We start from the raw sequence: 22,256 nt of genomic DNA, 5'->3' as shown, positions 1-22,256 counted from the left end.
TAATATTTAGCTCCTTTATAATACCGCCGGACCGCACCCCATCGCACAGGCCAGAAAGATGACAAACAGCAGTGCCAGGGACGGATCTTCATAAAAAGAGTGAGTGACATGGACAACAAACTGAAAAAACATCGTTCCTTATACATCCCATACGCCGGACCGGTTTTACTCGAATTTCCCCTGCTCAACAAAGGCAGCGCCTTCAGCATGGAAGAGCGCAGCAGCTTTAACCTGCTTGGCCTGCTGCCGGAAGTGGTTGAGACCATTGAAGAACAGGCAGAACGCGCGTGGATCCAGTACCAGGGTTTCAAAACGGAAATCGACAAACACATCTACCTGCGTAACATTCAGGACACCAATGAAACCCTCTTCTACCGCCTGGTGCAGAACCATCTGGAAGAGATGATGCCGGTGATCTACACCCCGACGGTGGGTGCCGCCTGCGAGCGCTTCTCAGAGATCTACCGTCGTTCACGCGGGGTGTTCATCTCCTATCAGAACCGTCATAACATGGACGATATTCTGCAGAACGTGCCTAACCACAACATCAAAGTGATTGTGGTCACCGACGGCGAACGTATTCTCGGCCTCGGCGATCAGGGCATTGGCGGGATGGGGATCCCCATCGGTAAACTCTCTCTCTATACCGCCTGCGGCGGCATCAGCCCGGCCTATACCCTGCCGGTGGTGCTGGACGTCGGGACCAACAACCAGCAGTTGCTCAACGATCCGCTCTATATGGGCTGGCGTCATCCGCGCATTACCGACGACGAGTATTATCAGTTTGTCGACGATTTCATCCAGGCCGTGAAGCACCGCTGGCCAGACGTGCTGTTGCAGTTTGAAGACTTTGCGCAGAAAAACGCGATGCCGCTGCTGAACCGCTATCGCGATGAGATCTGCTCCTTTAACGACGATATTCAGGGTACCGCAGCCGTGACGGTAGGTACGCTTATCGCTGCCAGCCGCGCGGCAGGCAGCCAGCTGAGCTACCAGAAAATCGTTTTCCTGGGCGCGGGCTCCGCGGGCTGCGGAATCGCCGAGCAGATTATCGCCCAGACGCAGCGTGAAGGCTTAAGCGAAGAGCTGGCCCGCTCCCGCGTCTTCATGGTGGACCGTTTTGGCCTGCTGACCGACGGCATGCCGAACCTGCTGCCGTTCCAGAATAAGCTGGTGCAGAAACGCGAAAACCTGAAAAACTGGGATACCGACAACGAAGTCCTCTCCCTGCTGGACGTGGTGCGTAACGTCAAGCCGGATATTCTGATCGGCGTGTCCGGGCAAACCGGTCTCTTCACCGAAGAGATCATTCGCGAGATGCACAAGCACTGCGAGCGCCCTATCGTAATGCCGCTGTCTAACCCGACCTCCCGCGTGGAGGCGACGCCGCAGGACATCATCGCCTGGACCGAAGGCAACGCGCTGGTTGCCACCGGCAGCCCGTTCGACCCGGTGGTGTGGAAGGATAAAACCTATCCGATTGCCCAGTGCAACAACTCCTATATCTTCCCGGGCATTGGTCTGGGGGTGATCGCCTCCGGCGCGTCCCGCATTACCGATGAAATGCTGATGTCGGCGAGCGAAACCCTGGCGGGCCACTCGCCGCTGGTCAACGATGGCGAAGGTCTGGTTCTGCCTGAGCTGAAGGATATTCATAAGGTGTCGCGCGCTATCGCGTTTGCGGTGGGTAAAATGGCGCAACAGCAGGGCGTGGCGGTGAAAACCTCTGCCGACGCGCTGCAGCAAGCCATCGACGACAACTTCTGGAAGCCTGAATACCGCAGCTATCGCCGTACTTCGATTTAATTCTGCGCGCCAACCGTTCCCTTTCCTCAAAAGGGAACGGGAACGTGAAGCCCTTCCTCCCTATTTCTCTTTGCTGCCTCTCAGTATTTCCCTGACACTTTTGACTGTGTAGGGCCATCTGATAATTCATCTGTATTTATACAGCATTATAGATTATTGAAAAAATCAATGGTCAAAAATCATTCATAACCCTTCGAAATATAAAAATTTTGTATGGCATTTTTTGCCTAACCTTCTGATTCACTTACGGGTTTAGTAACGTTTTGTATCACTAATTTCATTATTTGAAAAAGGAGTGTTGAAATGGCAATCCCGGCATATCTTTGGCTGAAAGATGACGGCGGCGCGGATATCAAAGGCGCTGTTGATGTACAATATCGTGAAGGAAGTATCGAGGTTTTAGGATTCGGTCATGGACTTCATCTACCGACAGATAACATGACAGGAAAAATAACGGGTACACGCGTGCATAGTGCGCTGGTATTTGAAAAGGAGTTCGACAGCGCGAGTCCTTATTTATACAAGGCAGTCGCAAAAGGTCAAACGCTTAAAAGTGCCGAGTTTAAATGGTATAAGATCAATGACGCAGGTCAGGAAGTCGAATACTTCAACATGTATCTGGAGAACGTTAAAGTTGTCTCAATATGTCCGGTGATGCATGATGTAAAAAACCCAGCAATGGAAAAACATAACCATCTTGAGAATATCTCTCTTCGTTATGAGAAGATCACATGGCGACATTGCGACGGTAACATTATCTTTGCCGACTCATGGAATGATCGTTCATGAATCTCCTGCAATGCTATTTCCACCTCAACGGTGGTAAGTACGCCACACTGGCTGTGCCCGGCGTGGGTTTTTTCCCTGCATTTTCGGGAAATGGCAACGCAACAAATCGTCCCGAAAGCGCGTCTTTACCCGACATAGGTCCTCTTCCTCCTGGCCGATATTACATACTTTTACGCGGATTAGGCGGTTGGTATACTCAAACAAAGGACAGCGTTAATGCTTTTTTCACGGGTTCAAATCGGAGCGAGTGGTTTGCTTTGTATCGCGATGACGGATTGATTAATGATGAGACTTTTGTAAATGGGGTAAGACGAGGAGAATTCAGATTGCACCCTATCGGGCCATCTGGCTTAAGCAAAGGATGCATCACGCTTTATAGTCAGAGCGATTTTAAAATTCTGGCATCAGCTTTACTGCGAACAGGAGGACAGCAATTGGGGAATTATACGATTGCTCATGGCGTTGTGCAGGTTTATTAATGAAGGTGGTATTTCTGACACTTTTGTGGTGTGCCACAATGTTTCTGTCATTACTCACATTATATAAAGTTATTCCACCGGAAGCGCAGTACTCTTTTGCGGAGCATTTTGAAATATATGGCGATGAATTGATCATGGATTTTGTTTTGTACCTTTTTTTGGGCATAGCGGCATTGATGGCGTCAGTTCTCACGCTAGCCTTCTCTTTGCTTATACGTAAAAGATAATCCAGGGCGGCGATGCTGCCCTTCTGCTAGGTTTATTCGAAAAAAAGCTGTATAGTGATAGTTACTTACAAACTCATAACATATAAGGAGGCCAATTATGCTGTATCGTGAAATTTTCAATGTTTCACATACATTTGGTGATCGCACCAGCTCAAGCGTTATCGGTATCGTGCTGCGATAACTTCTGCTTGAGCGAAGACACCAACCCCTGAAATCCCTTCTCTCGGGCTTACTGAGTTATCGTCAGCGATGTTTGACGAGGCATAAACATGCCTGTAACTCTTGGGTAAGCAACAATGAGCACTTTACTCACTGCACAATCTTTACGCGTTGATACGGCGTTTGGCACGCTTTTCGACTCCCTCTCCTTTACGCTGAAAAAAGGCGACCGCATTGGTCTGCTGGGCGATAACGGCTGCGGAAAAAGTACGCTGCTAAAGGTGCTGGACGGCACCGATTCCCCTGCTGCCGGTACGGTAGCGCTGGCCGGGCACTGCCTGATGGCCCGCGTGGAGCAGCATCTCCCGGACGACATTTTCCCGCTGACCATGCTCGATGCCGTGCTCGCACAGCTGCCCTTAGCCGAGCGCGAAAGCCTGCGCTGGAAAGCCGAAACGCTGCTGGCGGGCATGGGCTTCACGCCGCAGGATATGATGCTGCAATCCGCCACGCTGAGCGGCGGGCAGCACACCCGCCTGCTGCTGGCGCGAGCGCTGATTCACGAGCCGGACCTGCTCCTGCTCGATGAACCCAGCAACCACCTTGATTTGCCGACCATGCTCTGGCTGGAACACTTTTTACTGAGCTGGTCAGGCAGCTTCGTGCTGGTTTCGCATGACCGACAGCTGCTGGACGCCGTCACTAACGGCAGCTGGATCCTGCGCGATAAAACGCTGCACTACTTTGCCCTTCCCTGTACGGCCGCGCGCCGGGCGCTTGAGGCAAAAGATGAAAGTGATGCCCAGCGCCACAGGGCGGAACAAAAGGAGATCGACCGCGTGACCGCCAGCGCGAAACGGCTGGCAACCTGGGGCAAGGTTTACGACAACGAAGACCTGGCCCGCAAGGCCAAACAGATGGAAAAACAGGTCGAACGGCTGAAAGAGAGCCAGACCGCGCTGACGGCGGGCAGTCCGTGGACGTTAACCCTGCGCGGCGATGCGCTGCGGGCCGACCGTCTGCTGGAGATGGAAAACCTCAGCGTCCCGCCTGCGCCCGGGCTACCGCCGCTGTTTAACATCGACGTGGCGCGGTTGAAAAGCGGCGATCGCGTGGCGATTGTCGGTCGTAACGGCTGCGGCAAATCGTCGCTGATGAAGCTTATCTGGCGCTGTTTTTGCGATGAGCAGAGCGACGCGGGGCTGAAAATCCACCCGCGCGTGTCGCCCGGCTACTACGACCAGACGCTTCATCAGCTTGCGGACAACGCCACGCTGCTCGACGCGCTGGAGCCGTTCGCACCGGATCCGCAGCACCGCAAAATGGCCTTGATAAGCGCGGGTTTCCCGTGGGCGCGTCACGGGCAGACGGTCAGCACGCTCAGCGGCGGCGAGCGCTCGCGCCTGCTGTTCGTGGGCCTGACGCTCGCCCGCTATAGCCTGCTGATGCTGGATGAGCCAACCAACCATCTCGACATGGAAGGCAAAGAGGCGCTGGCGCAAACCCTTCAACAGTTCGAAGGCGGCGTATTGCTGGTCAGCCATGACCGTCAGTTAATTAGCCAAAGCTGCAACCGTTTCTGGCTGATTGAAGAAGGGACGCTGAGCGAGTGGCACGATGCCCAGGCGGTGTTTGAGCGCCTGCGGGAAAGCGCGGGGCTGGTGACATCCGCGGCACCTGATGTCGCTGCGGCGACGGTGCAATCCTCGCCGTATGACGATCTGCTCGAAAGGCTGGTCGCGCTGGAAACGCTGCTGGCAGACGATCTGGCGCGCAAGCCGAAGCATCAAAAGCCGCAGCTGCAGGCCCAATGGCGTAAAGAGATTGAGGAGATAGAAGCACAGCTGTAATGCTGCGCCCGGCGAGCATCTCGTCGGGCCAGTATTTTCCCCCTTAATTATTAGAGGAACGCCGTATTCTTAATCTGAAATCGCATTAAATGATGACATTATGTTGCGATCGCCTTGCATTACCGCGCTAAAGAATTAATCCTTGAGGAGTATTACACCTGCTGTGCAGATACTCATCATGAACAAGGAGATACACATGAAGGCTGCTGTTGTTACTCAGGATCATCAGGTTAACGTCACCGAAAAAACCTTACGTCCGCTCAAGCACGGTGAAGCCCTGCTTAAGATGGAATGCTGTGGCGTATGCCATACCGATCTCCACGTGAAGAACGGGGATTTCGGCGATAAAACCGGCGTGATCCTCGGCCATGAAGGGATTGGCATCGTGAAAGAAATCGGCCCTGGCGTGAAGTCGTTGAAGGTTGGCGACCGCGCAAGCGTAGCCTGGTTCTTTGAAGGCTGTGGTCACTGCGAATACTGTAATAGCGGTAATGAAACCCTCTGCCGTGACGTGAAAAATGCCGGTTACTCGGTAGATGGCGGCATGGCGGAAGAGTGCATCGTTACCGCAGATTACGCGGTAAAAGTGCCGGACGGTCTGGATTCGGCGGCAGCCAGCAGCATCACCTGCGCGGGCGTGACCACCTACAAAGCGGTGAAAGTATCGGGTATTAAACCTGGCCAGTGGATTGCCATTTATGGTCTGGGCGGACTGGGCAACCTCGCGCTGCAGTACGCCAAAAACGTCTTTAACGCCAAAGTTATCGCCCTTGACGTTAACGACGAACAGCTGAAGCTGGCTGCCAGCATGGGGGCTGATTTAACCATCAACTCCCGCAGCGAAGATGCCGCGAAAATTGTGCAGGAAAAAACCGGCGGCGCGCATGCCGCGGTCGTCACTGCCGTCGCAAAAGCGGCCTTCAACTCCGCCGTTGACGCCGTGCGTGCCGGTGGCCGCGTGGTCGCGGTTGGCCTGCCGCCGGAAGCGATGAGCCTCGATATCCCGCGTCTGGTGCTGGACGGCATTCAGGTGGTGGGTTCGCTGGTCGGCACCCGTCAGGACCTGCAGGAAGCGTTCCAGTTCGCTGCGGAAGGCAAGGTCGTGCCGAAGGTGACGATGCGTCCTATCGAGGACATCAACGCCATCTTTAAAGAGATGGAACAGGGCCAGATCCGTGGCCGTATGGTAATCGACCTGCGTTCATAAACGCCTACCGTCCATGACCGCTCCGCGCTGGGGCGGTTTTTTTATAGCCATTTTCCGGCAATCCTTATCTTAATTCCTTTGTTCCCTTGTTTTCCCCTGCGCCCGATGATGAATCCGACGCTAACAAGAAGATAACAAAGGAATTCACCATGCCAACCCCATTTCGTCTGCAGCTGCTGACGGCGTTGATTATGACGACAACCGCAGCCTGGTCCGCGGATGCGCCGGTTAAAGGCGGCACGCTGATTTATCTGGAGCAACAGGCGCACACCAACCTCTATCCGCCTGCCGGTGGCTTCTACCCGAACGGCGGCATTTTGAATCAAATCACCGACAAACTGACGTGGCAGAACCCAAAGACGCTGCAGGTGGAGCCGTGGGTGGCCGAAAGCTGGACCACCAACGCCGATAAAACCGAATACACCTTTAAAATTCGCCCGGGGATCACCTTCTCCGACGGCACGCCGCTGGACGCCAGCGCCGTGGCGAAAAACTTTGATACCTACGGCTTAGGCAATAAGGCGCAGCGTCTGCCGGTGTCAGAAGTGATCAATAACTACGATCGCAGTGAAGTGGTCGACCCGCTGACCGTAAAGTTCTACTTTAAAAAGCCGTCACCGGGGTTCCTGCAAGGCACCGCCACCATCGGCTCGGGCCTGGTCTCGCTCAGCACGCTGAAGCGCAACTTCGAAGAGCTGGGTGATGCCCGGCATATCATCGGCTCCGGCCCGTTCGTGGTGAAGGACGAAAAGCTGGGTCGTGAAGTGACGCTGGAAGCGCGCAAAGACTATCAGTGGGGACCCAAAAATCTGGCGCAGCAGGGGCCGGCCAATCTCGACGGCATCAAGTTTATCGTGACCCAGGAAGACAGCGTGCGCGTCGGCGCCCTGCTGGCCGGTCAGGCGGATTTTATTCGTCAGGTGCAGGCGTATGACGAAAAGCAGGCCACCGATCGGGGCTATAAAATCTACGCTGCCCCAACGCGCGGGGTGAACGACAGCATTAGCTTCCGCCCGGATAACCCGCTGGTCTCCGATATTCGCGTGCGCCAGGCGCTGCTGCATGCCACCAATGCAAAACAGGTCGTCGAGACCCTCTTCTCGGCCAACTATCCGCAGGCGAAGTCGGTGATTGCCGATTCCGCCGCAGGCTTTGTCGACCTCAGCGACAAACTGGCCTTTGACCCGGCAAAAGCCAACCAGCTGCTGGACGAGGCGGGCTGGAAAGCGGGCAGCGACGGGATCCGCGCGAAAGACGGCCAGCAACTTGCGCTGACGGTGTATGAGTCCTTGCCGCAGCCGCAGAACAAAGAGGTACTGCAGCTGGTTGCCCAGCAGTGGCGACAGGTGGGCGTGGCGCTGAGCGTCAAGGCCGGCGACGCAGGCAGCCGCACGCTGGATAACCTTGACCCGCTGAAAACCCCGCTTACCGTCTCCGAAGTGGGACGCGCCGATCCGGACGTGGTCAAAAGCATGTTCTACCCCGCTAACCGAGACGCGCTGCTGCAAAAGGGCGGTTCCAGCGACAAGGTTAAAAACTTCCGTGACGACAAGCTGAATGCCCTGCTGGTGAACATTTCTGCCGAAGTCGATCCGCAAAAACGCCTCCAGCTGACGGGTGACGCCCAGCGCTACCTGCTGGATAACGCCTACGTCATTCCGATTTTCGAGGAGCCGCAGGTCTTTGCCGGCGCGCCGTGGCTTAAGGGCGTCAATTTTGAAGCGGTAGGCCGCCCGTCGTTCTACGGCGCGTGGATTGAGAAACACTGAGGAGCTGACGATGCGCCACGCACTTCTTCAACGCTTTGGGCACGGGCTGCTGGTGCTGTGGGCCGCCTTCACCCTCTCGTTCGTGTTGCTCCAGGTGCTGCCTGGCGACGCGGTGCTGATTAAATTTCAGAACCCGGACCTGGGCTTAAGCCCGGCGCAAATCGAGGAGATGCGCGTGGCCTACGGCGCGGACAGCCCGCTGTGGCTGCAATATGGCCATACGCTGCTGGCGATGCTGCGCGGGGATTTCGGCTATTCGTTGCAGGCAGGCGTACCGGTCAGCGAGCTGATTGCCAGCAATCTGCCGGATACCCTGAGCCTTGCCCTGCCCGCGTTTGTACTCGCTGTCCTGCTGGCGTTTGCGATCGCCTTTGCGTCGCGTCTGCCGGGCCTGCGCTGGCTGAGCAATACCCTCCAGTCTCTGCCGGTCCTGTTTATCTCCTTACCGACGTTCTGGCTGGGGATTGCCCTCATCCAGCTCTTCTCTTTTCAGCTGCGGCTGATCCCGGTGATTAACCCAACGCCGCTGCAGGGGCTGATCCTGCCAATCGTGACCGTCGCGATCCCTATTTCCGCCCCGCTGGCGCAAATTCTGATGCGCAGTCTGGACCAGGTGGCGACGCAGCCGTTTGTCGCCGTGGCACGGGCCAAAGGGCTGAGTGAAACCGCCGTCCTGTGGCGTCACGTCACCGGCAACGCCCTGCTGCCGGTCCTGAACATTGCCGGGCTGCTGCTGGGCGAGCTGATAGCCGGGGCGCTGATCACGGAAACCGTTTTTGGCCGCAGCGGGCTCGGGCAGCTGACCCAGCAGGCGGTGAATAACCAGGATATCGCCGTGCTTCAGGCGGTGGTGATGATTTCCGCCCTCGGTTTTGTCCTGATCAATCTGCTGGTGGATCTGCTGATGCCGCTGCTGGATCCCCGTCTGCAAACCGTTACCGGAGGTGCATCATGAGCCTGGTCGATTACGCTGCCGCCGCGCGAAAACGCGTTCCGGCGTGGCGGGGAATAGCATGGCAGCCGGGACTGTGGCTGGCATGGACGGTGATTATTCTCGCCGTTTTTGCCGCCGTGGCGCCCGGCCTGTTAACCCACTTCAGCCCGATTGAGGGCATTGCTGGCGCACAGCGCCTGGCACCGCAGGCGGGCTACTGGCTGGGCACCGATCAGCTTGGCCGCGACGTTTATACGCGCATTGTGTATGGCGCGTCACACTCGCTGAGCGCGGCACTCGCTGCCGTCGCGATGGGACTGGTGGTGGGCACCGGTCTGGGGGTCACCGCCGGCGCGTTCGCCGGACGCGTCGAGTCTCTGCTGATGCGTTTCGTCGACGTGCTGCTTTCCATCCCGTCACTGCTTCTTTCGCTGACGGTGATTATTCTTCTCGGGTTTGGCACCGTTAACGCCGCGATTGCCGTTGGCGTCGCCTCCATTGCCAGCTTCGCCCGCCTCGCGCGCGGCGAGGTCGTGCGCATCCGCCACACGGATTATGTTGAAGCGGCGTTTGGCAGCGGCGGGACGTTTTTCGCCGTGCTGTGGCGACACATCCTGCCCAACGCCTTAACCGCCGTCATCGCCTTTGCCACGCTGCAGTTTGGTCAGGCGATCCTGGCGCTCTCTACGCTGAGCTTTCTCGGCTATGGCACTCCGCCGCCCGTACCGGAGTGGGGCTTACTCATCGCCGAAGGCCGTAACTATCTCTCTACCGCCTGGTGGCTAACCACCTTCCCCGGCGTGGTGGTCATCGCCGTGGTGCTGGCCACCAACCGTATCAGCCAGCAGTTCAGCGGAGGCCTGAAATGACCGTACTCTCGGTAGAAAACCTGACCATCAGCTACCGTACCGCCCGCCAGTGGCGCGAGGTGGTGCATAACGTGAGCTTCACCCTCAGGCGTGGCGAAATGCTGGCCTTTGTTGGCGAATCCGGATCCGGCAAAACGACCACGGCGCAGGCGATCATTGGTCTGCTGGCCGATAACGCACGGCGCGACGCGGGAAAAATCGTCCTCAACGGCGAGGAGATCGGCCGGTGGTCCGCTAAACGTCTTGATACCCTGCGCGGGGCGCGGATCAGCCTGGTTCCGCAGGATCCGGGTAATTCCCTCAACCCGGTGAAGACCATCGGCGCTCAGGTCGGGGAAATTATTCAGCTGCACCAGAAGGTGACCCGCGCCCAGCGGGATGAGCAGGTGCTCGCCCTGCTGACAAAGGTTGGCCTGAGCCACCCTGAACAGCGCATGACGCAGTACCCGCATCAGCTCTCCGGCGGCATGAAACAGCGCGTGCTGATTGCTATCGCCATTGCCCTGCGCCCGGACGTCATCATTGCAGACGAGCCCACCAGCGCGCTGGACGTGACGGTGCAAAAACGTATTCTTGACCTGCTGGATATCCTGCGCCGGGAATCGGGAACCGCCGTTCTGTTTGTCACCCACGATCTGGCGCTGGCCGCACAGCGCGCCGACAGGCTGCTGGTTTTTCGCGATGGCGAGATTCAGGAGCACGGCAACACTGCCGATATCGTCCGCACGCCGCAGCATGCCTACACCCGTCAGCTGTTAAGCGACCTCCAGGGACAGCGCCTGACCATTGCCCCGGTGGCAGGTCTGCCGCTCGCGTCCCCGGCCATTCGCGCTCGCGCCATCAGCAAACACTTCTCACTCGGCAAAGGCCATCAGCTTCAGGCACTGGATCATGTGACGTTTGACGTCAGGCGCGGCAGCACGCATGCGCTGGTGGGGGAATCCGGCTCCGGGAAAACCACCCTCGCCCGTATTTTGCTGGGTTTTGAACAGGCCGACAGCGGGCAGGCGATCATTGATGATATTGATGCCACCGCGCTCAGCCGCGAGGCTCGTCGTCAGCTGCGCCAGAAGATCCAGTTTGTTTACCAGAACCCCTTTGCCTCGCTCGACCCGCGTCAGACGCTGTTTGACATCATCGAAGAGCCGCTGAAGAATTTTTCTCGTCTCGCGAAGGCGGAGCGCAAGATCCGGGTGGAAACCGTGGCGCAGCGGGTTGCCCTGCCCGTCGAGCTCCTGAGCCGCACCGCCCGCGAGCTTTCAGGCGGACAGCGTCAGCGCGTGGCCATCGCCAGGGCGCTGATCCTGGAGCCGACCATTCTGGTGCTGGACGAAGCCACCTCCGCACTGGACGTCACCGTTCAGGCGCAGATCCTGGCGCTGCTCCAGCAGCTGCAGCAGCAGCTGGGATTAACCTACCTCTTCATCACGCACGATCTGTCTACCGTCCGCCGGATCGCCCACAGCGTCACGGTGCTGCGCAGCGGTCAGGTGGTCGAACACGGTAACGTCGAAACCTTATTCACGTCGCCGCAGAACGACTATACCCGCGAGCTGATTGACGCCATTCCCCATTTTTCATCCGCTAAGGAGGAGTTCGCATGACGCGAAAACGCCTGGGATTTTTCACCCGCCTGCTCGACGACGCCACGCCGAAGGAGCGCTATCGCCTGGCAACTGAGCAAATCCGCCACGCCGAACGCCACGGTTTTGACAGCGCCTGGATTGCGCAGCACCACTTTCATGAAAGTGAAGGCGGCCTGCCGTCGCCGCTGCTGTTTCTGGCGCACGTAGCCGCGCATACCGAAACCATCCGCCTGGGAACGGCCATCATTACCCTGCCGATGGAAAATCCGCTGCGCGTGGCGGAAGATGCCGCCGTGCTGGATTTACTCGCCAATGGACGGCTTGAAGTTGGTTTTGGTTCCGGCGGCACGCCGACCTCATTCCTGCCGTTTGGCCTGACCTTTGAACAGCGCGGCGCGGCCTTTGCTGACCATCTGCATGCGATCCAAAGCGCCTGGCGCGGGGATTCGCTCACCCATCCGGATAATCACCTTTACCCGCCTGCGCCACAGCTGGCCGACCGTATCTGGATTGCTACCTTCTCTGTTGACGGTGCGGTTCGCGCCGCGCGAGCTGGACACGGTTTGATGCTCTCCCGCACGCAGCCGCGCCCGGCAGACAAGCTGGATCTCACGCTCGACGCGATCCAGAACCCGATTGTGGATGCCTACCTTGAGGCACTGCCCGCCGGTATCGCGCCGCGCATTCTGGCCTCCCGTACGGCGTTCGTCGCAGACAGCGATGACTATGCGCTTAAGGTCGCCACGCCGGGTCTCGCCAGGCAGGCCCAGCAGCATCGCGCAGCCGGACACGTGGTTAAAGGTGACACTGTCACCGATTTTCGTCGCCAGTTCGACGCCCACATCGGTTCGCCAGAGACGGTGCTGCGTTCGCTGCAGGCCGATTCCGTTCTCCGGCGCGCCACGGATATCTCATTCCAGGTCCATTCGGTCGAACCCGCGCATCGGGACACGCTGCGGTCCATCGAACTGATCGCCGAACATATTGCCCCCCATATCCATTGAGGAGATACCTATGTCATTAAGTCAGGACATTCTCGCCGAGCTGGCGGAAATTAAACCCGGTTCCCCTCTGGCAGAGGCGCGCGCTACGCGTGATGCCGCCACGCGCCACGCGCAGGGCAGCTACGAAATCTTATTTACCCAGCAGGATAGCGATTTTGCGCTGGACGAGCGCTTCGCCGTGGCGGCAAAAGTCGCCAGGTGGCACAGCGCGGAGGCGCTGGCCGCGCATTATGCGGGGTTTGGCCTGGCCGACCCTACCTCAGCACGCCTGACCCCGGCGCTGAACTTCGCGCGGCTGCTGACGTTCTCCCCCGTCGAAGCGACGCCGGCGTCGTTAAAGGCGTTGACCCAGGCAGGATGGAGCAAGGAAGGCATTGTTACCCTGGCGCAGCTCATCGCGTTTGTGAGCTTCCAGAGCAGACTGATTGCCGGGCTGCGTCTGCTGAACGACAGGCCCGTCGCCAAAAGCGATGCGCCGGTAGCGGCAGGCGTCTGGCACACGACAGCAACCACGGCGACCGGAAAGGCGGCTCCCGTCGCGTTTACCCAGCAGGAGCTGGGCTGGGAGCCGTGGATCGCCGCCAAACCGCTGGCGGATTTCCGTGACGACGAGGTGGCGATTCTGGCGAAGTTTGGCCATACCGATTCCGACTATTTCCGTCTGCTGGGGCGCAATCTGCCGGTGCTTGAACAGCGTACGCTGACCGATAAAGGGATTTTTTATACAGCGGGGGGACTGCCGCGCGCCGAGCGCGAGCTGGCGGCAACGGTAGCCAGTAAAATTAACGGCTGCATTTACTGCGCGTCTGTCCATGCGCGTAAAGCCAGCCAGCTGTCAAAGGATGATGCAGCGGTAGAGGCCCTGCTGGCCGTGCGCCCGGGGCAATCCCTGAGCGAGGGGCAGTCTGCACGCTGGCAGGCGGAAATCAACTTTGCGGCGGCGCTGTCCGTTACCCCGCCTGCCGCCACGCCGCTGCACCTCGCCGCGCTGGAAAAAGAGGGGCTGGATACTTTAGCCCAGCTTGACCTGGTGCAGTCCGCCGCGTTCTTCGCGTGGGCTAACCGCCTGATGCTGACCCTGGGCGAGCCCTGGCTTGCCTGAATGAAGTCAGGCTAGCGCGCGAGCGTTAGCCTGAGCCCGTCGGGCACGCAGGTAACCGTAGATCAACAGCGCGCTCATGGCCGAAAACGAGAGTATCGCCGCAGGCAGCGTGACGTAGCGCCAGCTAAAGCCAAGGGTAATCATCATCCCGCCAAAGTACGCCCCGATCGCGCTGCCGAGATTAAACGCCATCTGCCCCCCGGCCGCCCCCAGCATCTCGCCGCCCTCCGCATTTTGCAGCAGCAGGATCTGCAGCGGCGCAGAGAGCGCGAACAGCCCGGCACAGCAGATAAAGCCCATGACCAGCGAGGCCGTTTTCAGTTCGCCAAAGGTAAAAAGCAGCAGCAGCGTGGCAACAATCACCATGTCGGTGGTGGCCGCAATGCGCAGCGGGCTGAAGCGACCGGAAAGTTTACCGCTAAACAGGTTGCCCAACACCATGCCAAGGCCCATCAGCATCATGATAGCGGTCATCACCCCTTCCGAAAAACCGGAAACGTTAACCATAAACGGCTTAACGAAGCTGAACCACGCGAACACCCCGGCGTTGCCAAACAGGGTGGCGGCGAAAATCAGCCACGGCTCCGGTTTCTTCAAAAAGTGGAATTGCTCGGTCAATTTGATTTTTGATGTGTCGCGGATGTCCGGCACCCAGAGCAGGACCGAGAGGATCACCAGCGCGTCAAACACGGCAATCAGGAAAAAGGTATAACGCCAGCTGAACTGGTGCCCCAGCCAGGTGCCCAGCGGGACGCCCAGCAGGTTAGCCACGGTCATCCCGGCAATCATCCCGGCTACCGCAACGGTCACCTTCCCGGGTGGCGCTATTTTAGACAGGATAATGGCCCCGACGCCAAAAATGGCTCCGTGCGGAAAGCCGGAAATCAGCCTCCCCATTGCCAGCCAGAAATACGATGTTGAAAACGTAAACAGGGCGTTCCCGACCGCGCACATGGCGACCAGAAACAGCAGCGTCGTTTTTAACGAGAACTTTCCGGAGAACAGCGCCACTATCGGGGCGCCAATGACCACGCCGAAGGCATAAAACGAGATCATATTCCCGGCGGCGGGAATCGAAATACCGGCGTCACGCGCCAGCTCGGTGAGCACGCCCATAATGCCAAATTCAGCCATTCCGAGGCCAAACGTGCCCAGCGCCAACGAAAAGATTGTTTTTTTCATTCCTCAACCACTGTTTATCACTCGCGACGGGCATTATTGAATAATCTTGTATGGTGAGCCAGTTCAAATCAGCTGGCTGACACGTTACTCCATTGATTCAGGTGTTTTCTCCAACTGCTACGCGGTGGGAATGGAAAACAAAAAGCCCCGGCATGTGTCAGGGCTTGGAAGGATTTAAGGTGTAGCTTTACAGTGCGCTCTCTGCCGCTGCTTTAGCGCGTGTAATAGCACCAGCATTGAAAATAGGGTGCTCATGATTGTTCGTTATGTCACGAACGCGGTAGATTTTCCATGCATCGTCTTCACGACGAAGAAATACCTCAAGATGGATGCTTCTCCCGTTACCCGCCCCTTCAATGATCTGGACCACTTCACCGTTTAAAAATGACCTGGCGTTTTCCACTTGTAATGCAGGTATCCATTCGCGAGAGTAATCCTGGGTATACGTAAAATAGTCAGACTCTATTAACTCTTGTTCAGGAATTCCCTGAATGGCCTCAATGCGAGCGATCGTATCAGCAGAAACATATTTGCGCAGTTCGTCAGCCGGGTAAGGCCTCGCTTCATCGCTGCCGAATGCGGACAGATAGGATCTATAGAATGATTCGGTAGCGTCTTGTGCACTCCGATCGTGATTGGCTGCCGAACTGCATCCCACGAGCAACATAACGAATGATAAAAATGTCCTTTTCACTATGCATCCTTAGCAGGCCCAGAGCGAGTGAACGGATATACGAAACCGCAGCTTCTTTATTCCCACTCATTCTTAGCGTCTTTAAGTAAATAAAAATGTAATTATCATATTAACAATACATATTGTGTGGGATTAAAAGTGCTGATTCTGTTGTTCCCGCGACGATCTCACCGGGGAACTACTGTTGCTAAGCCTCATCGAGAAGATCTCAACATCTGCTTAAAAAAGTGTCATGAAACTAATCACCTAAAAACATTACGCATAATACCAGGTGGATTACACTTCATAGTGCGGCCGCGCTTTTTTCCGCACCGGACAACCTGAGGATGACAATCATGGGAAGCAAAAAGAAAACCAGTGTCGCTGTTGATGTCGAAAAGAATGCGCCGTTGAAAACCAAAGCGTACGAACAGGAACTTCGCCGCCTCCACGTTGAACTGGTTAAGCTCCAGCAGTGGGTCGTCGCCAAAGGGTTGAAAGTGTGTATCGTGTTTGAAGGACGAGACGGGGCTGGCAAAGGCGGCACCATTAAAGCGATCACCGAGCGCGTAAGCCCTCGCGTATTTCGCGTGGTTGCGCTCCCTGCCCCGACTGAAAAAGAAAAAAGCCAGCTCTACTTCCAGCGCTATGTGCCACACCTGCCTTCGGCCGGCGAAATCGTGATATTCGATCGCAGCTGGTATAACCGCGCGGGCGTGGAGCGTGTGATGGGGTTCTGCACGGAGGAGCAGGCAGAGAAATTTTTGGACGGCGCGCCGGTTATGGAAAAGGCAATGGTCGATGCCGGAATTATTCTGCTGAAATACTGGCTGGAGGTAACGCCGAAAGAGCAGGAACGGCGTTTACGCGATCGTATTAACGACGGCCGTAAAATATGGAAGCTCTCACCGATGGATATTAAATCCTTTAACCTGTGGGATGAATATACTCGTGCACGTGACGCCATGTTTGAAGCCACCGACACCGCCTGGGCACCGTGGTTTGTCGCGCGTTCTGAAGATAAAAAGCGCGTGCGCCTGAATATTATTTCGCATCTGCTTTCACAGATCCCGTATAAAGAAATACATGTTGAAAAGGTAGATTTACCGAAACGTAAAATCGGCAAAGTCAAACCCACAAAATACCCGTTCCGCTATGTGGAAGAGCGGTTCTGAGATTACTTGAAGATGCCTCGCAGAATGTAGATTACCAGGGGATACAGTATTGTTTTTTGTTGGCTGCGGTTGATAATGACCGCACCAACAAAGGAGCTAATGATGAAACATACCGCAGAAACAAAACCGGGCCAGAACATCACATCGCGTAAGCCCTTGTGCCATGCAGAACAACGCTCTGCCAGACGGCATCGGCCTTCCAAAGAAGATCGTGCATTTATACAGGCAATGAATGAGTTTGTAGAAAAACATGGAACCATTACTGATGATGAGTTTTTCAGGGTGATTTAATGCTGAGACAATTTAATGTTTATCGGAATACATCATTCGCAACCCGGGACAGACTTCCTTACTACATGCTTATTCAGGATGATTGCTACGACGACCTTGCAACACGCGTAATCGTACCGCTCGCGAGAAATAATAGGCTACCGTTATGGCAGAGCCAGCTGGCTCCAGTTGTTAATATCGATTTTGAAACGTTTCTGATTTATTCGCCAATGATAACCAACCTTAACAACAATAAAATAAATCCTAAAGACTTTGTTTGTAATTTACGCAACGCACGTCATGACGTTATAGCGGCAATTGATCGTTTATTGACTAACACATGACACCAGCCGGCCAGGGATTTGCCCTGCCCGCGCAAGCGCAGCGCCGCCGGGCACAGCCGCCGGCGCAGGTCTTACTTGATCCCTTCCGTACTTTCCTGCTTCGCTTCCAGCCGTTCCACATCCCGATACCAGCGGGGATGGTGTTTCTGCGCCCAGCGGCGGCTCACCTTCCCTTCAATCATGCCTTTAATCGAACCCTTCACCCAGAACGCCATATACATATGGATCAGGATGGCGTGGATCAGAATAATGGCTGACGTGGCGTGGATCAGCAGCGCGTAGCGCACCACCTGAATCGGGAAAAACGAGGCAAAATACGGACGCCAGATGATCACGCCGGTCACCAGCAGCACAAAAATCATGCTCATGATGGTCCAGAACATCATCTTTTGTCCGGCATTGTATTTGCCCACCTTCGCCACTTTATGCTCGTTGCCCTTCAGGACTTCGACGATCCCTTTTACCCACGGAATGTCCTGCTTGTCCGGGATATTGTGATGGACGAAGCGCACGAACATGAACATCAGCACCACGAAAATCAGCACGCCGAAGAACGGGTGCAGGATGCGCCCCATCTGCGGGGTACCGAAGGTTTCGGTCAGCCATTGCAGCGTCGGGAAGAAAAACGAAATTCCCGATACCGCCACCAGGAAGAAGCAGATGACTACCGTCCAGTGACAGGCGCGGTCAACAAACTTCGTGCGCACAATCATTTTCGACTTACTCATGGTGCTCCTCCTCGTCGTCGTCCACCTCTTTGTTTGGCCCGATACCAATGTAGTGATAAATCAGCCCCGCAAAGGTGGCGATAAAGCCCGCCGCTGAGAGCGGCTTGAGCGCCCCTTTCCACAGGTTGATCGAGGTATCGATCGCCGGATCCTTCGGCAGGTTGTGGTACAGCTCCGGCTGGTCGTTGTGGTGCAGCACGTACATCACGTGCGTCCCGCCCACGCCCTGAGGGTTGTAAATGCCCGCATTCTGGTAGCCGCGCGCTTTCAGCTTGTCCACGCGCGCCTGCGCCACGTCCAGCATCTCTTTTTTAGTCCCGAAGTGAATCGCCCCGGTAGGACAGGTCTTCACGCAGGCAGGTTCCTGACCGACGCTGACGCGGTCCACGCACAGGGTGCATTTGTAGACCCGGTTATCCTCTTTATTGAGGCGTGGGATATTAAACGGACAGCCCGCGATGCAGTAGCCGCAGCCGATGCAGTTGTCCTGCTGGAAGTCGACGATCCCGTTGGCGTACTGAATAATCGCTCCGGCGGACGGGCACGCCTTCAGGCAGCCCGGATCCTCGCAGTGCATGCAGCCGTCTTTGCGGATCAGCCACTCCAGCCTGCCGTTCTGGTCGGTTTCGCTAAAACGCATCACCGTCCAGGATTTGGCGCTCAGGTCTGCCGGGTTATCGTAGACCCCGACGCAGTGCCCCACCTCATCGCGGATATCGTTCCACTCCGAGCACGCTACCTGGCAGGCTTTACAGCCCACGCAGGAGGAGACGTCGATAAGCTTGGCGACTTCTGCCTTATAGTCCCGCGCGCGCGGCGCGGGAGTGATCGGGTTGGTCGCGGAGCGCTTAATAATGTCTTGTGTTTCCATCGCCATTTAATCGCTCCTTACGCTTTCTCGATGTTGACCAGAAACGCCTTGTACTCCGGCGTTTGCGAGTTGGAATCGCCGACGTTTGGCGTCAGGGTGTTGGCGATGTAGCCTTTCTGCGCCACGCCCTCAAAGCCCCAGTGCAGCGGAATACCGACGGTTTCCACCTGCTGGCCGTGCACGTTAAGCGACTGCAGACGACGGGTCACCACCGCCACGGCGCGAATAAACCCGCGCTTGCTGCTCACCTTCACGCGGTCGCCGTTGGCAATGCCTTTTGCCTTCGCCAGCGTCTCGCTGATCTCCACAAACTGCTCCGGCTGGGCGATGGCGTTAAGCCGCGCGTGCTTGGTCCAGGTGTGGAAATGCTCGGTCAGGCGGTAGGTCGTTCCCACGTACGGGAACTTGTCCTTTTTGCCTAAACGCAGGACGTCGTCTTCGTAGATCCGCACCACCGGGCTGGAGACCACGTTCGGGTGCAGGGGGTTGGTGCCGAGCGGCGTCTCCATCGGCTCGTAATGTTCCGGGAACGGCCCTTCCGCCAGCTTGTTCAGCGCAAACAGGCGTCCCAGCCCCTCCGGCTGCATGATAAACGGCCCGGTGCTGCTGCCCGGCGCGGCGGTGCTGTAGTCCGGGATATCGTTCCCCGTCCATTTCGCCCCGTTCCAATGGATCAACATGCGTTTCGGATCCCACGGCTTGCCGTTCACGTCTGCGGACGCACGGTTGTACAGCACGCGACGGTTCAGCGGCCATGCCCACGCCCAGCCAAGCGTATTACCGAGACCTGACGGATCGGCGTTATCGCGGTTGGCCATCTGGTTCCCCTGCTCCGTCCAGCTGCCGGCGTAAATCCAGCAGGACGATGCCGTCGTGCCGTCATCGCGCAGCAGCGCGAAGCTGTTCAGCAGCTGGCCTTTCTTCGCAAGCAGGTTACCGTTGGCGTCATACAGATCCGCCAGCGCCACGCCGTTGTTCTCTTTCGCCACTTCCTCTGACTCAGGGCGATCCGGCTGCTTGTACTGCCAGCTCATCTTCAGCAGCGGCTCGGCGCCCTTGCCGCCCTCGGTGCGGTACATCTCGCGCAGGCGATGGTAAATGCCCGCCAGAATTTCACCGTCGTTGCGCGCTTCCCCCGGCGCGTCCTGGCCCTTCCAGTGCCACTGCAGCCAGCGCCCGGAGTTGGCAATGGAGCCGTCCTCTTCCGCAAAGCAGGTAGACGGCAGGCGGAACACCTCGGTCTGAATCGACGCCGGGTCAACGTCGTTGGATTCACCGTGGTTCTGCCAGAAGGTGGAGGTTTCGGTCACCAGCGGATCGATAACGACCATGTACTTCAGCTTGCTGAGGCTGCGCACAACCTTGTTCTTGTCCGGGAAGGAGGCCACCGGGTTAAAGCCCTGGCAGATATAGCCCGTGACGTTGCCCTTATCCATCATGTTGAAATACTTGATGACGTCGTAGGCCTGGTCCCACTTCGGTAGCCACTCAAAGCCCCAGTCGTTTTCTTTCTGCGCCGCGTCGCCGTAGAACGATTTCATCAGGCTGACGTAGAACTTCGGATAGTTGCTCCAGTAGTTCACCTGGTCCGGCAGCGTCGCCTTTGGCGTATTGGCCTCAAGATACGTTTGCAGATCCGCCTGCTTGTCGGACGGTAGCGTCAGGTAGCCCGGCAGGCTGGTGGAGAGAAGACCGAGATCGGTCAGGCCCTGAATGTTGGAGTGGCCGCGCAGCGCGTTGACGCCGCCGCCCGCCATGCCCATGTTGCCGAGCAGCAGCTGGATCATCGCCATGGTGCGGATGTTTTGCGCGCCCACGGTGTGCTGCGTCCAGCCCAGCGCATACAGGAAGGTCGTGGTTCTGTCCGCCGCGCTAGTGGAAGCCAGCACTTCGCACACCTTCAGGAAGTCCGCTTTCGGCGTGCCGCAGATGTTTTCCACTACGTCCGGCGTATAGCGGGAAACGTGCTGCTTCAGCAGGTTCCACACGCAGCGCGAGTGCGTCAGGGTTTCATCCCGCATCGCGTAGCCGTTTTCATCAAACTGATAGTTCCAGGACGTTTTGTCGTACTGGCGTTTTTCCGCGTCATAGCCGCTGAACAGCCCGTCATCGAAGGCAAAATCATCCCGCACCAGCAGGTTCGCGTTGGTGTAGTGATTAACGTATTCCGCGTTAATTTTGTTGTTTTCGATCAGGTACAGCAGTACCCCAGACAGGAACGTAATGTCCGTGCCGGAACGGATCGGCGCGTAGATATCCGCCACCGAAGCCGTGCGCGTAAAGCGCGGATCGACGACGATCAGCGTCGCATCGTTGTTGTTTTTCGCTTCCATCGCCCATCGGAACCCCACCGGATGGGCTTCAGCGGCGTTACCGCCCATCACCACCACGACGTTAGCGTTTTTAATATCAACCCAGTGGTTGGTCATCGCACCGCGACCAAATGTTGGAGCAAGACTTGCTACCGTTGGTCCGTGTCAGACGCGCGCCTGGTTGTCTACCGCCAGCATGCCGAGAGAGCGCACAAATTTTTGCGTCAGCATGCCGGTTTCATTGCTGGCCGCAGAGGCACAAAGCATGCCGGTGGAGAGCCAGCGGTTAACCGTCACGCCCTGCTCGTTCTTTTCGATAAAGTTAGCGTCGCGGTCGGCTTTCATCAGCTTCGCGATGCGGGAGAAGGCTTCGTCCCAGGAGATGCGCTGCCATTTATCGGAGCCCGGCGCGCGGTATTCCGGGTAGCGCAGGCGGTTTTCGCTGTGAACGTAGTCCAGCAGCCCCGCCCCTTTCGGGCAAAGCGCCCCGCGGCTTACCGGATGGTCCGGATCCCCTTCAATATGGTAAATCGCTTCTCTGGCGTTCTTCGCGCCATCGCCCAGGCTGTACATCAAAAGCCCACAACCTACGGAGCAGTATGTGCAGGTGTTACGGATCTCTTTCGCGCGCAGCAGCTTAAAGTTGCGTGCCTGAGCCAGCGCCATTTTGGGAGCAAATCCCAGCATCGCGGCTGTTGTTCCGGCCATACCGCCCGCGCAGATTTTAAAAAATTGTCTGCGGCTGACGTCCATTGTTGTCCTCGTTATCAAATAAGACTTCGCGCCGCAAAGTAGCAGTAATACCCCTGATTTTTTTGCGTCAAATCAAGGTCGTCACGCATCCCCCCCTTAATCGCCATCCCCGGCACATTCAAATACCCCTTTTTGATTAACGGTTTAAGAGAATAATTCGCGACAGC

Annotated in this window: 19 protein-coding genes; 14 read left to right on the top strand and 5 right to left on the bottom strand. The window is 57.0% G+C overall.

Annotated features, from left to right (window positions below; translation table 11 throughout):
- Positions 1–108: 108 nt before the first annotated feature.
- The 11 genes from ACJBF3_RS02870 to ACJBF3_RS02820 all read left to right on the top strand — a co-directional run bounded on the left by ACJBF3_RS02870 (position 109) and on the right by ACJBF3_RS02820 (position 13,781).
- Positions 109–1,806 carry an NAD-dependent malic enzyme gene (locus tag ACJBF3_RS02870; RefSeq protein ID WP_045326435.1) on the top strand — a complete coding sequence of 566 codons (1,698 nt, stop codon included), beginning with the start codon at positions 109–111 and terminating at the stop codon, positions 1,804–1,806.
- Positions 1,807–2,109: 303 nt separating this feature from the next.
- Positions 2,110–2,595 carry an Hcp family type VI secretion system effector gene (locus tag ACJBF3_RS02865; protein WP_045326436.1) on the top strand — a complete coding sequence of 162 codons (486 nt, stop codon included), beginning with the start codon at positions 2,110–2,112 and terminating at the stop codon, positions 2,593–2,595.
- Positions 2,592–3,074, top strand: a complete 483-nt coding sequence (locus ACJBF3_RS02860) for a DUF2778 domain-containing protein (protein WP_072049987.1) — start codon at positions 2,592–2,594, stop codon at positions 3,072–3,074. Before ACJBF3_RS02865 ends, ACJBF3_RS02860 begins: the two co-directional genes overlap by 4 nt.
- A gap of 523 nt (positions 3,075–3,597) precedes the next feature.
- Entirely contained in the window at positions 3,598–5,310 is a 1,713-nt protein-coding gene (locus tag ACJBF3_RS02855) for an ABC-F family ATP-binding cassette domain-containing protein (RefSeq protein WP_045326440.1), read from the top strand.
- Between the two features lie 196 nt (positions 5,311–5,506).
- The gene (gene adhP, locus ACJBF3_RS02850; protein WP_045326441.1) at positions 5,507–6,517 is read left to right on the top strand and encodes an alcohol dehydrogenase AdhP; all 1,011 of its coding nucleotides are present in this window, start codon (positions 5,507–5,509) and stop codon (positions 6,515–6,517) included.
- 149 nt (positions 6,518–6,666) lie between these two features.
- Complete coding sequence (locus ACJBF3_RS02845; protein WP_045326443.1) at positions 6,667–8,286, top strand: TIGR04028 family ABC transporter substrate-binding protein; 1,620 nt, start codon at positions 6,667–6,669, stop codon at positions 8,284–8,286.
- A 10-nt stretch (positions 8,287–8,296) separates the two neighbouring features.
- Entirely contained in the window at positions 8,297–9,241 is a 945-nt protein-coding gene (locus ACJBF3_RS02840) for an ABC transporter permease (protein WP_045326444.1), read from the top strand.
- On the top strand, positions 9,238–10,089 hold the full coding sequence (locus ACJBF3_RS02835; RefSeq protein ID WP_045326445.1) for an ABC transporter permease: 852 nt from the start codon (positions 9,238–9,240) through the stop codon (positions 10,087–10,089). Before ACJBF3_RS02840 ends, ACJBF3_RS02835 begins: the two co-directional genes overlap by 4 nt.
- The gene (locus ACJBF3_RS02830; RefSeq protein WP_045326448.1) at positions 10,086–11,693 is read left to right on the top strand and encodes an ABC transporter ATP-binding protein; all 1,608 of its coding nucleotides are present in this window, start codon (positions 10,086–10,088) and stop codon (positions 11,691–11,693) included. The genes ACJBF3_RS02835 and ACJBF3_RS02830 overlap by 4 nt, the downstream gene beginning before the upstream one ends.
- On the top strand, positions 11,690–12,679 hold the full coding sequence (locus ACJBF3_RS02825; protein WP_045326450.1) for a putative FMN-dependent luciferase-like monooxygenase: 990 nt from the start codon (positions 11,690–11,692) through the stop codon (positions 12,677–12,679). Before ACJBF3_RS02830 ends, ACJBF3_RS02825 begins: the two co-directional genes overlap by 4 nt.
- Positions 12,680–12,689: 10 nt before the next feature.
- Positions 12,690–13,781 carry an alkylhydroperoxidase domain protein gene (locus ACJBF3_RS02820; protein ID WP_045326452.1) on the top strand — a complete coding sequence of 364 codons (1,092 nt, stop codon included), beginning with the start codon at positions 12,690–12,692 and terminating at the stop codon, positions 13,779–13,781.
- A 6-nt stretch (positions 13,782–13,787) separates the two neighbouring features.
- Here ACJBF3_RS02820 and araJ read toward each other — a convergent pair whose 3' ends face one another.
- Both araJ and ACJBF3_RS02810 read right to left on the bottom strand, forming a co-directional pair.
- Positions 13,788–14,963, bottom strand: a complete 1,176-nt coding sequence (gene araJ, locus ACJBF3_RS02815; protein WP_045326455.1) for an MFS transporter AraJ — start codon at positions 14,961–14,963, stop codon at positions 13,788–13,790.
- Positions 14,964–15,150: 187 nt separating this feature from the next.
- On the bottom strand, positions 15,151–15,657 hold the full coding sequence (locus ACJBF3_RS02810; protein ID WP_080351138.1) for a YbjP/YqhG family protein: 507 nt from the start codon (positions 15,655–15,657) through the stop codon (positions 15,151–15,153).
- 335 nt (positions 15,658–15,992) lie between these two features.
- Between ACJBF3_RS02810 and ppk2 the strand changes: the two genes are divergently transcribed.
- From ppk2 to ACJBF3_RS02795, 3 genes are all read left to right on the top strand, one after another.
- Positions 15,993–16,811, top strand: a complete 819-nt coding sequence (gene ppk2, locus ACJBF3_RS02805) for a polyphosphate kinase 2 (RefSeq protein ID WP_045326459.1) — start codon at positions 15,993–15,995, stop codon at positions 16,809–16,811.
- 99 nt (positions 16,812–16,910) lie between these two features.
- Complete coding sequence (locus tag ACJBF3_RS02800; RefSeq protein ID WP_227658514.1) at positions 16,911–17,102, top strand: type II toxin-antitoxin system CcdA family antitoxin; 192 nt, start codon at positions 16,911–16,913, stop codon at positions 17,100–17,102.
- Entirely contained in the window at positions 17,102–17,425 is a 324-nt protein-coding gene (locus ACJBF3_RS02795; protein ID WP_045326462.1) for a CcdB family protein, read from the top strand. Before ACJBF3_RS02800 ends, ACJBF3_RS02795 begins: the two co-directional genes overlap by 1 nt.
- 71 nt (positions 17,426–17,496) lie before the next feature.
- Here ACJBF3_RS02795 and fdnI read toward each other — a convergent pair whose 3' ends face one another.
- The 3 genes from fdnI to fdnG are packed head-to-tail and all read right to left on the bottom strand — an operon-like array spanning position 17,497 to position 22,089.
- Complete coding sequence (gene fdnI, locus ACJBF3_RS02790; protein WP_045326464.1) at positions 17,497–18,153, bottom strand: formate dehydrogenase-N subunit gamma; 657 nt, start codon at positions 18,151–18,153, stop codon at positions 17,497–17,499.
- The gene (gene fdxH / locus ACJBF3_RS02785) at positions 18,146–19,030 is read right to left on the bottom strand and encodes a formate dehydrogenase subunit beta (protein ID WP_045326467.1); all 885 of its coding nucleotides are present in this window, start codon (positions 19,028–19,030) and stop codon (positions 18,146–18,148) included. The genes fdnI and fdxH overlap by 8 nt, the downstream gene beginning before the upstream one ends.
- Positions 19,031–19,041: 11 nt before the next feature.
- Entirely contained in the window at positions 19,042–22,089 is a 3,048-nt protein-coding gene (fdnG, locus tag ACJBF3_RS02780) for a formate dehydrogenase-N subunit alpha (protein WP_088475365.1), read from the bottom strand.
- Positions 22,090–22,256: the final 167 nt, after the last annotated feature.

This window comes from Enterobacter sp. PP-008-ECC_S150, from assembly GCF_045257065.1.
Taxonomy (GTDB): Bacteria; Pseudomonadota; Gammaproteobacteria; order Enterobacterales; family Enterobacteriaceae; genus Enterobacter; species Enterobacter chengduensis.
This window is presented reverse-complemented; position numbering and strand designations above follow the sequence as displayed.

Excerpts from the sequence above, each read along its gene's own strand:
- ACJBF3_RS02870 (WP_045326435.1), top strand. The coding sequence starts at position 109 with ATGGACAACAAACTGAAAAAACATCGTTCCTTATACATCCCATACGCC.
- ACJBF3_RS02865 (WP_045326436.1), top strand. The coding sequence starts at position 2,110 with ATGGCAATCCCGGCATATCTTTGGCTGAAAGATGACGGCGGCGCGGAT.
- ACJBF3_RS02860 (WP_072049987.1), top strand. The coding sequence starts at position 2,592 with ATGAATCTCCTGCAATGCTATTTCCACCTCAACGGTGGTAAGTACGCC.
- ACJBF3_RS02855 (WP_045326440.1), top strand. The coding sequence starts at position 3,598 with ATGAGCACTTTACTCACTGCACAATCTTTACGCGTTGATACGGCGTTT.
- adhP (WP_045326441.1), top strand. The coding sequence starts at position 5,507 with ATGAAGGCTGCTGTTGTTACTCAGGATCATCAGGTTAACGTCACCGAA.
- ACJBF3_RS02845 (WP_045326443.1), top strand. The coding sequence starts at position 6,667 with ATGCCAACCCCATTTCGTCTGCAGCTGCTGACGGCGTTGATTATGACG.
- ACJBF3_RS02840 (WP_045326444.1), top strand. The coding sequence starts at position 8,297 with ATGCGCCACGCACTTCTTCAACGCTTTGGGCACGGGCTGCTGGTGCTG.
- ACJBF3_RS02835 (WP_045326445.1), top strand. The coding sequence starts at position 9,238 with ATGAGCCTGGTCGATTACGCTGCCGCCGCGCGAAAACGCGTTCCGGCG.
- ACJBF3_RS02830 (WP_045326448.1), top strand. The coding sequence starts at position 10,086 with ATGACCGTACTCTCGGTAGAAAACCTGACCATCAGCTACCGTACCGCC.
- ACJBF3_RS02825 (WP_045326450.1), top strand. The coding sequence starts at position 11,690 with ATGACGCGAAAACGCCTGGGATTTTTCACCCGCCTGCTCGACGACGCC.
- ACJBF3_RS02820 (WP_045326452.1), top strand. The coding sequence starts at position 12,690 with ATGTCATTAAGTCAGGACATTCTCGCCGAGCTGGCGGAAATTAAACCC.
- araJ (WP_045326455.1), bottom strand. The coding sequence starts at position 14,963 with ATGAAAAAAACAATCTTTTCGTTGGCGCTGGGCACGTTTGGCCTCGGA.
- ppk2 (WP_045326459.1), top strand. The coding sequence starts at position 15,993 with ATGGGAAGCAAAAAGAAAACCAGTGTCGCTGTTGATGTCGAAAAGAAT.
- ACJBF3_RS02800 (WP_227658514.1), top strand. The coding sequence starts at position 16,911 with ATGATGAAACATACCGCAGAAACAAAACCGGGCCAGAACATCACATCG.
- ACJBF3_RS02795 (WP_045326462.1), top strand. The coding sequence starts at position 17,102 with ATGCTGAGACAATTTAATGTTTATCGGAATACATCATTCGCAACCCGG.
- fdnI (WP_045326464.1), bottom strand. The coding sequence starts at position 18,153 with ATGAGTAAGTCGAAAATGATTGTGCGCACGAAGTTTGTTGACCGCGCC.
- fdxH (WP_045326467.1), bottom strand. The coding sequence starts at position 19,030 with ATGGCGATGGAAACACAAGACATTATTAAGCGCTCCGCGACCAACCCG.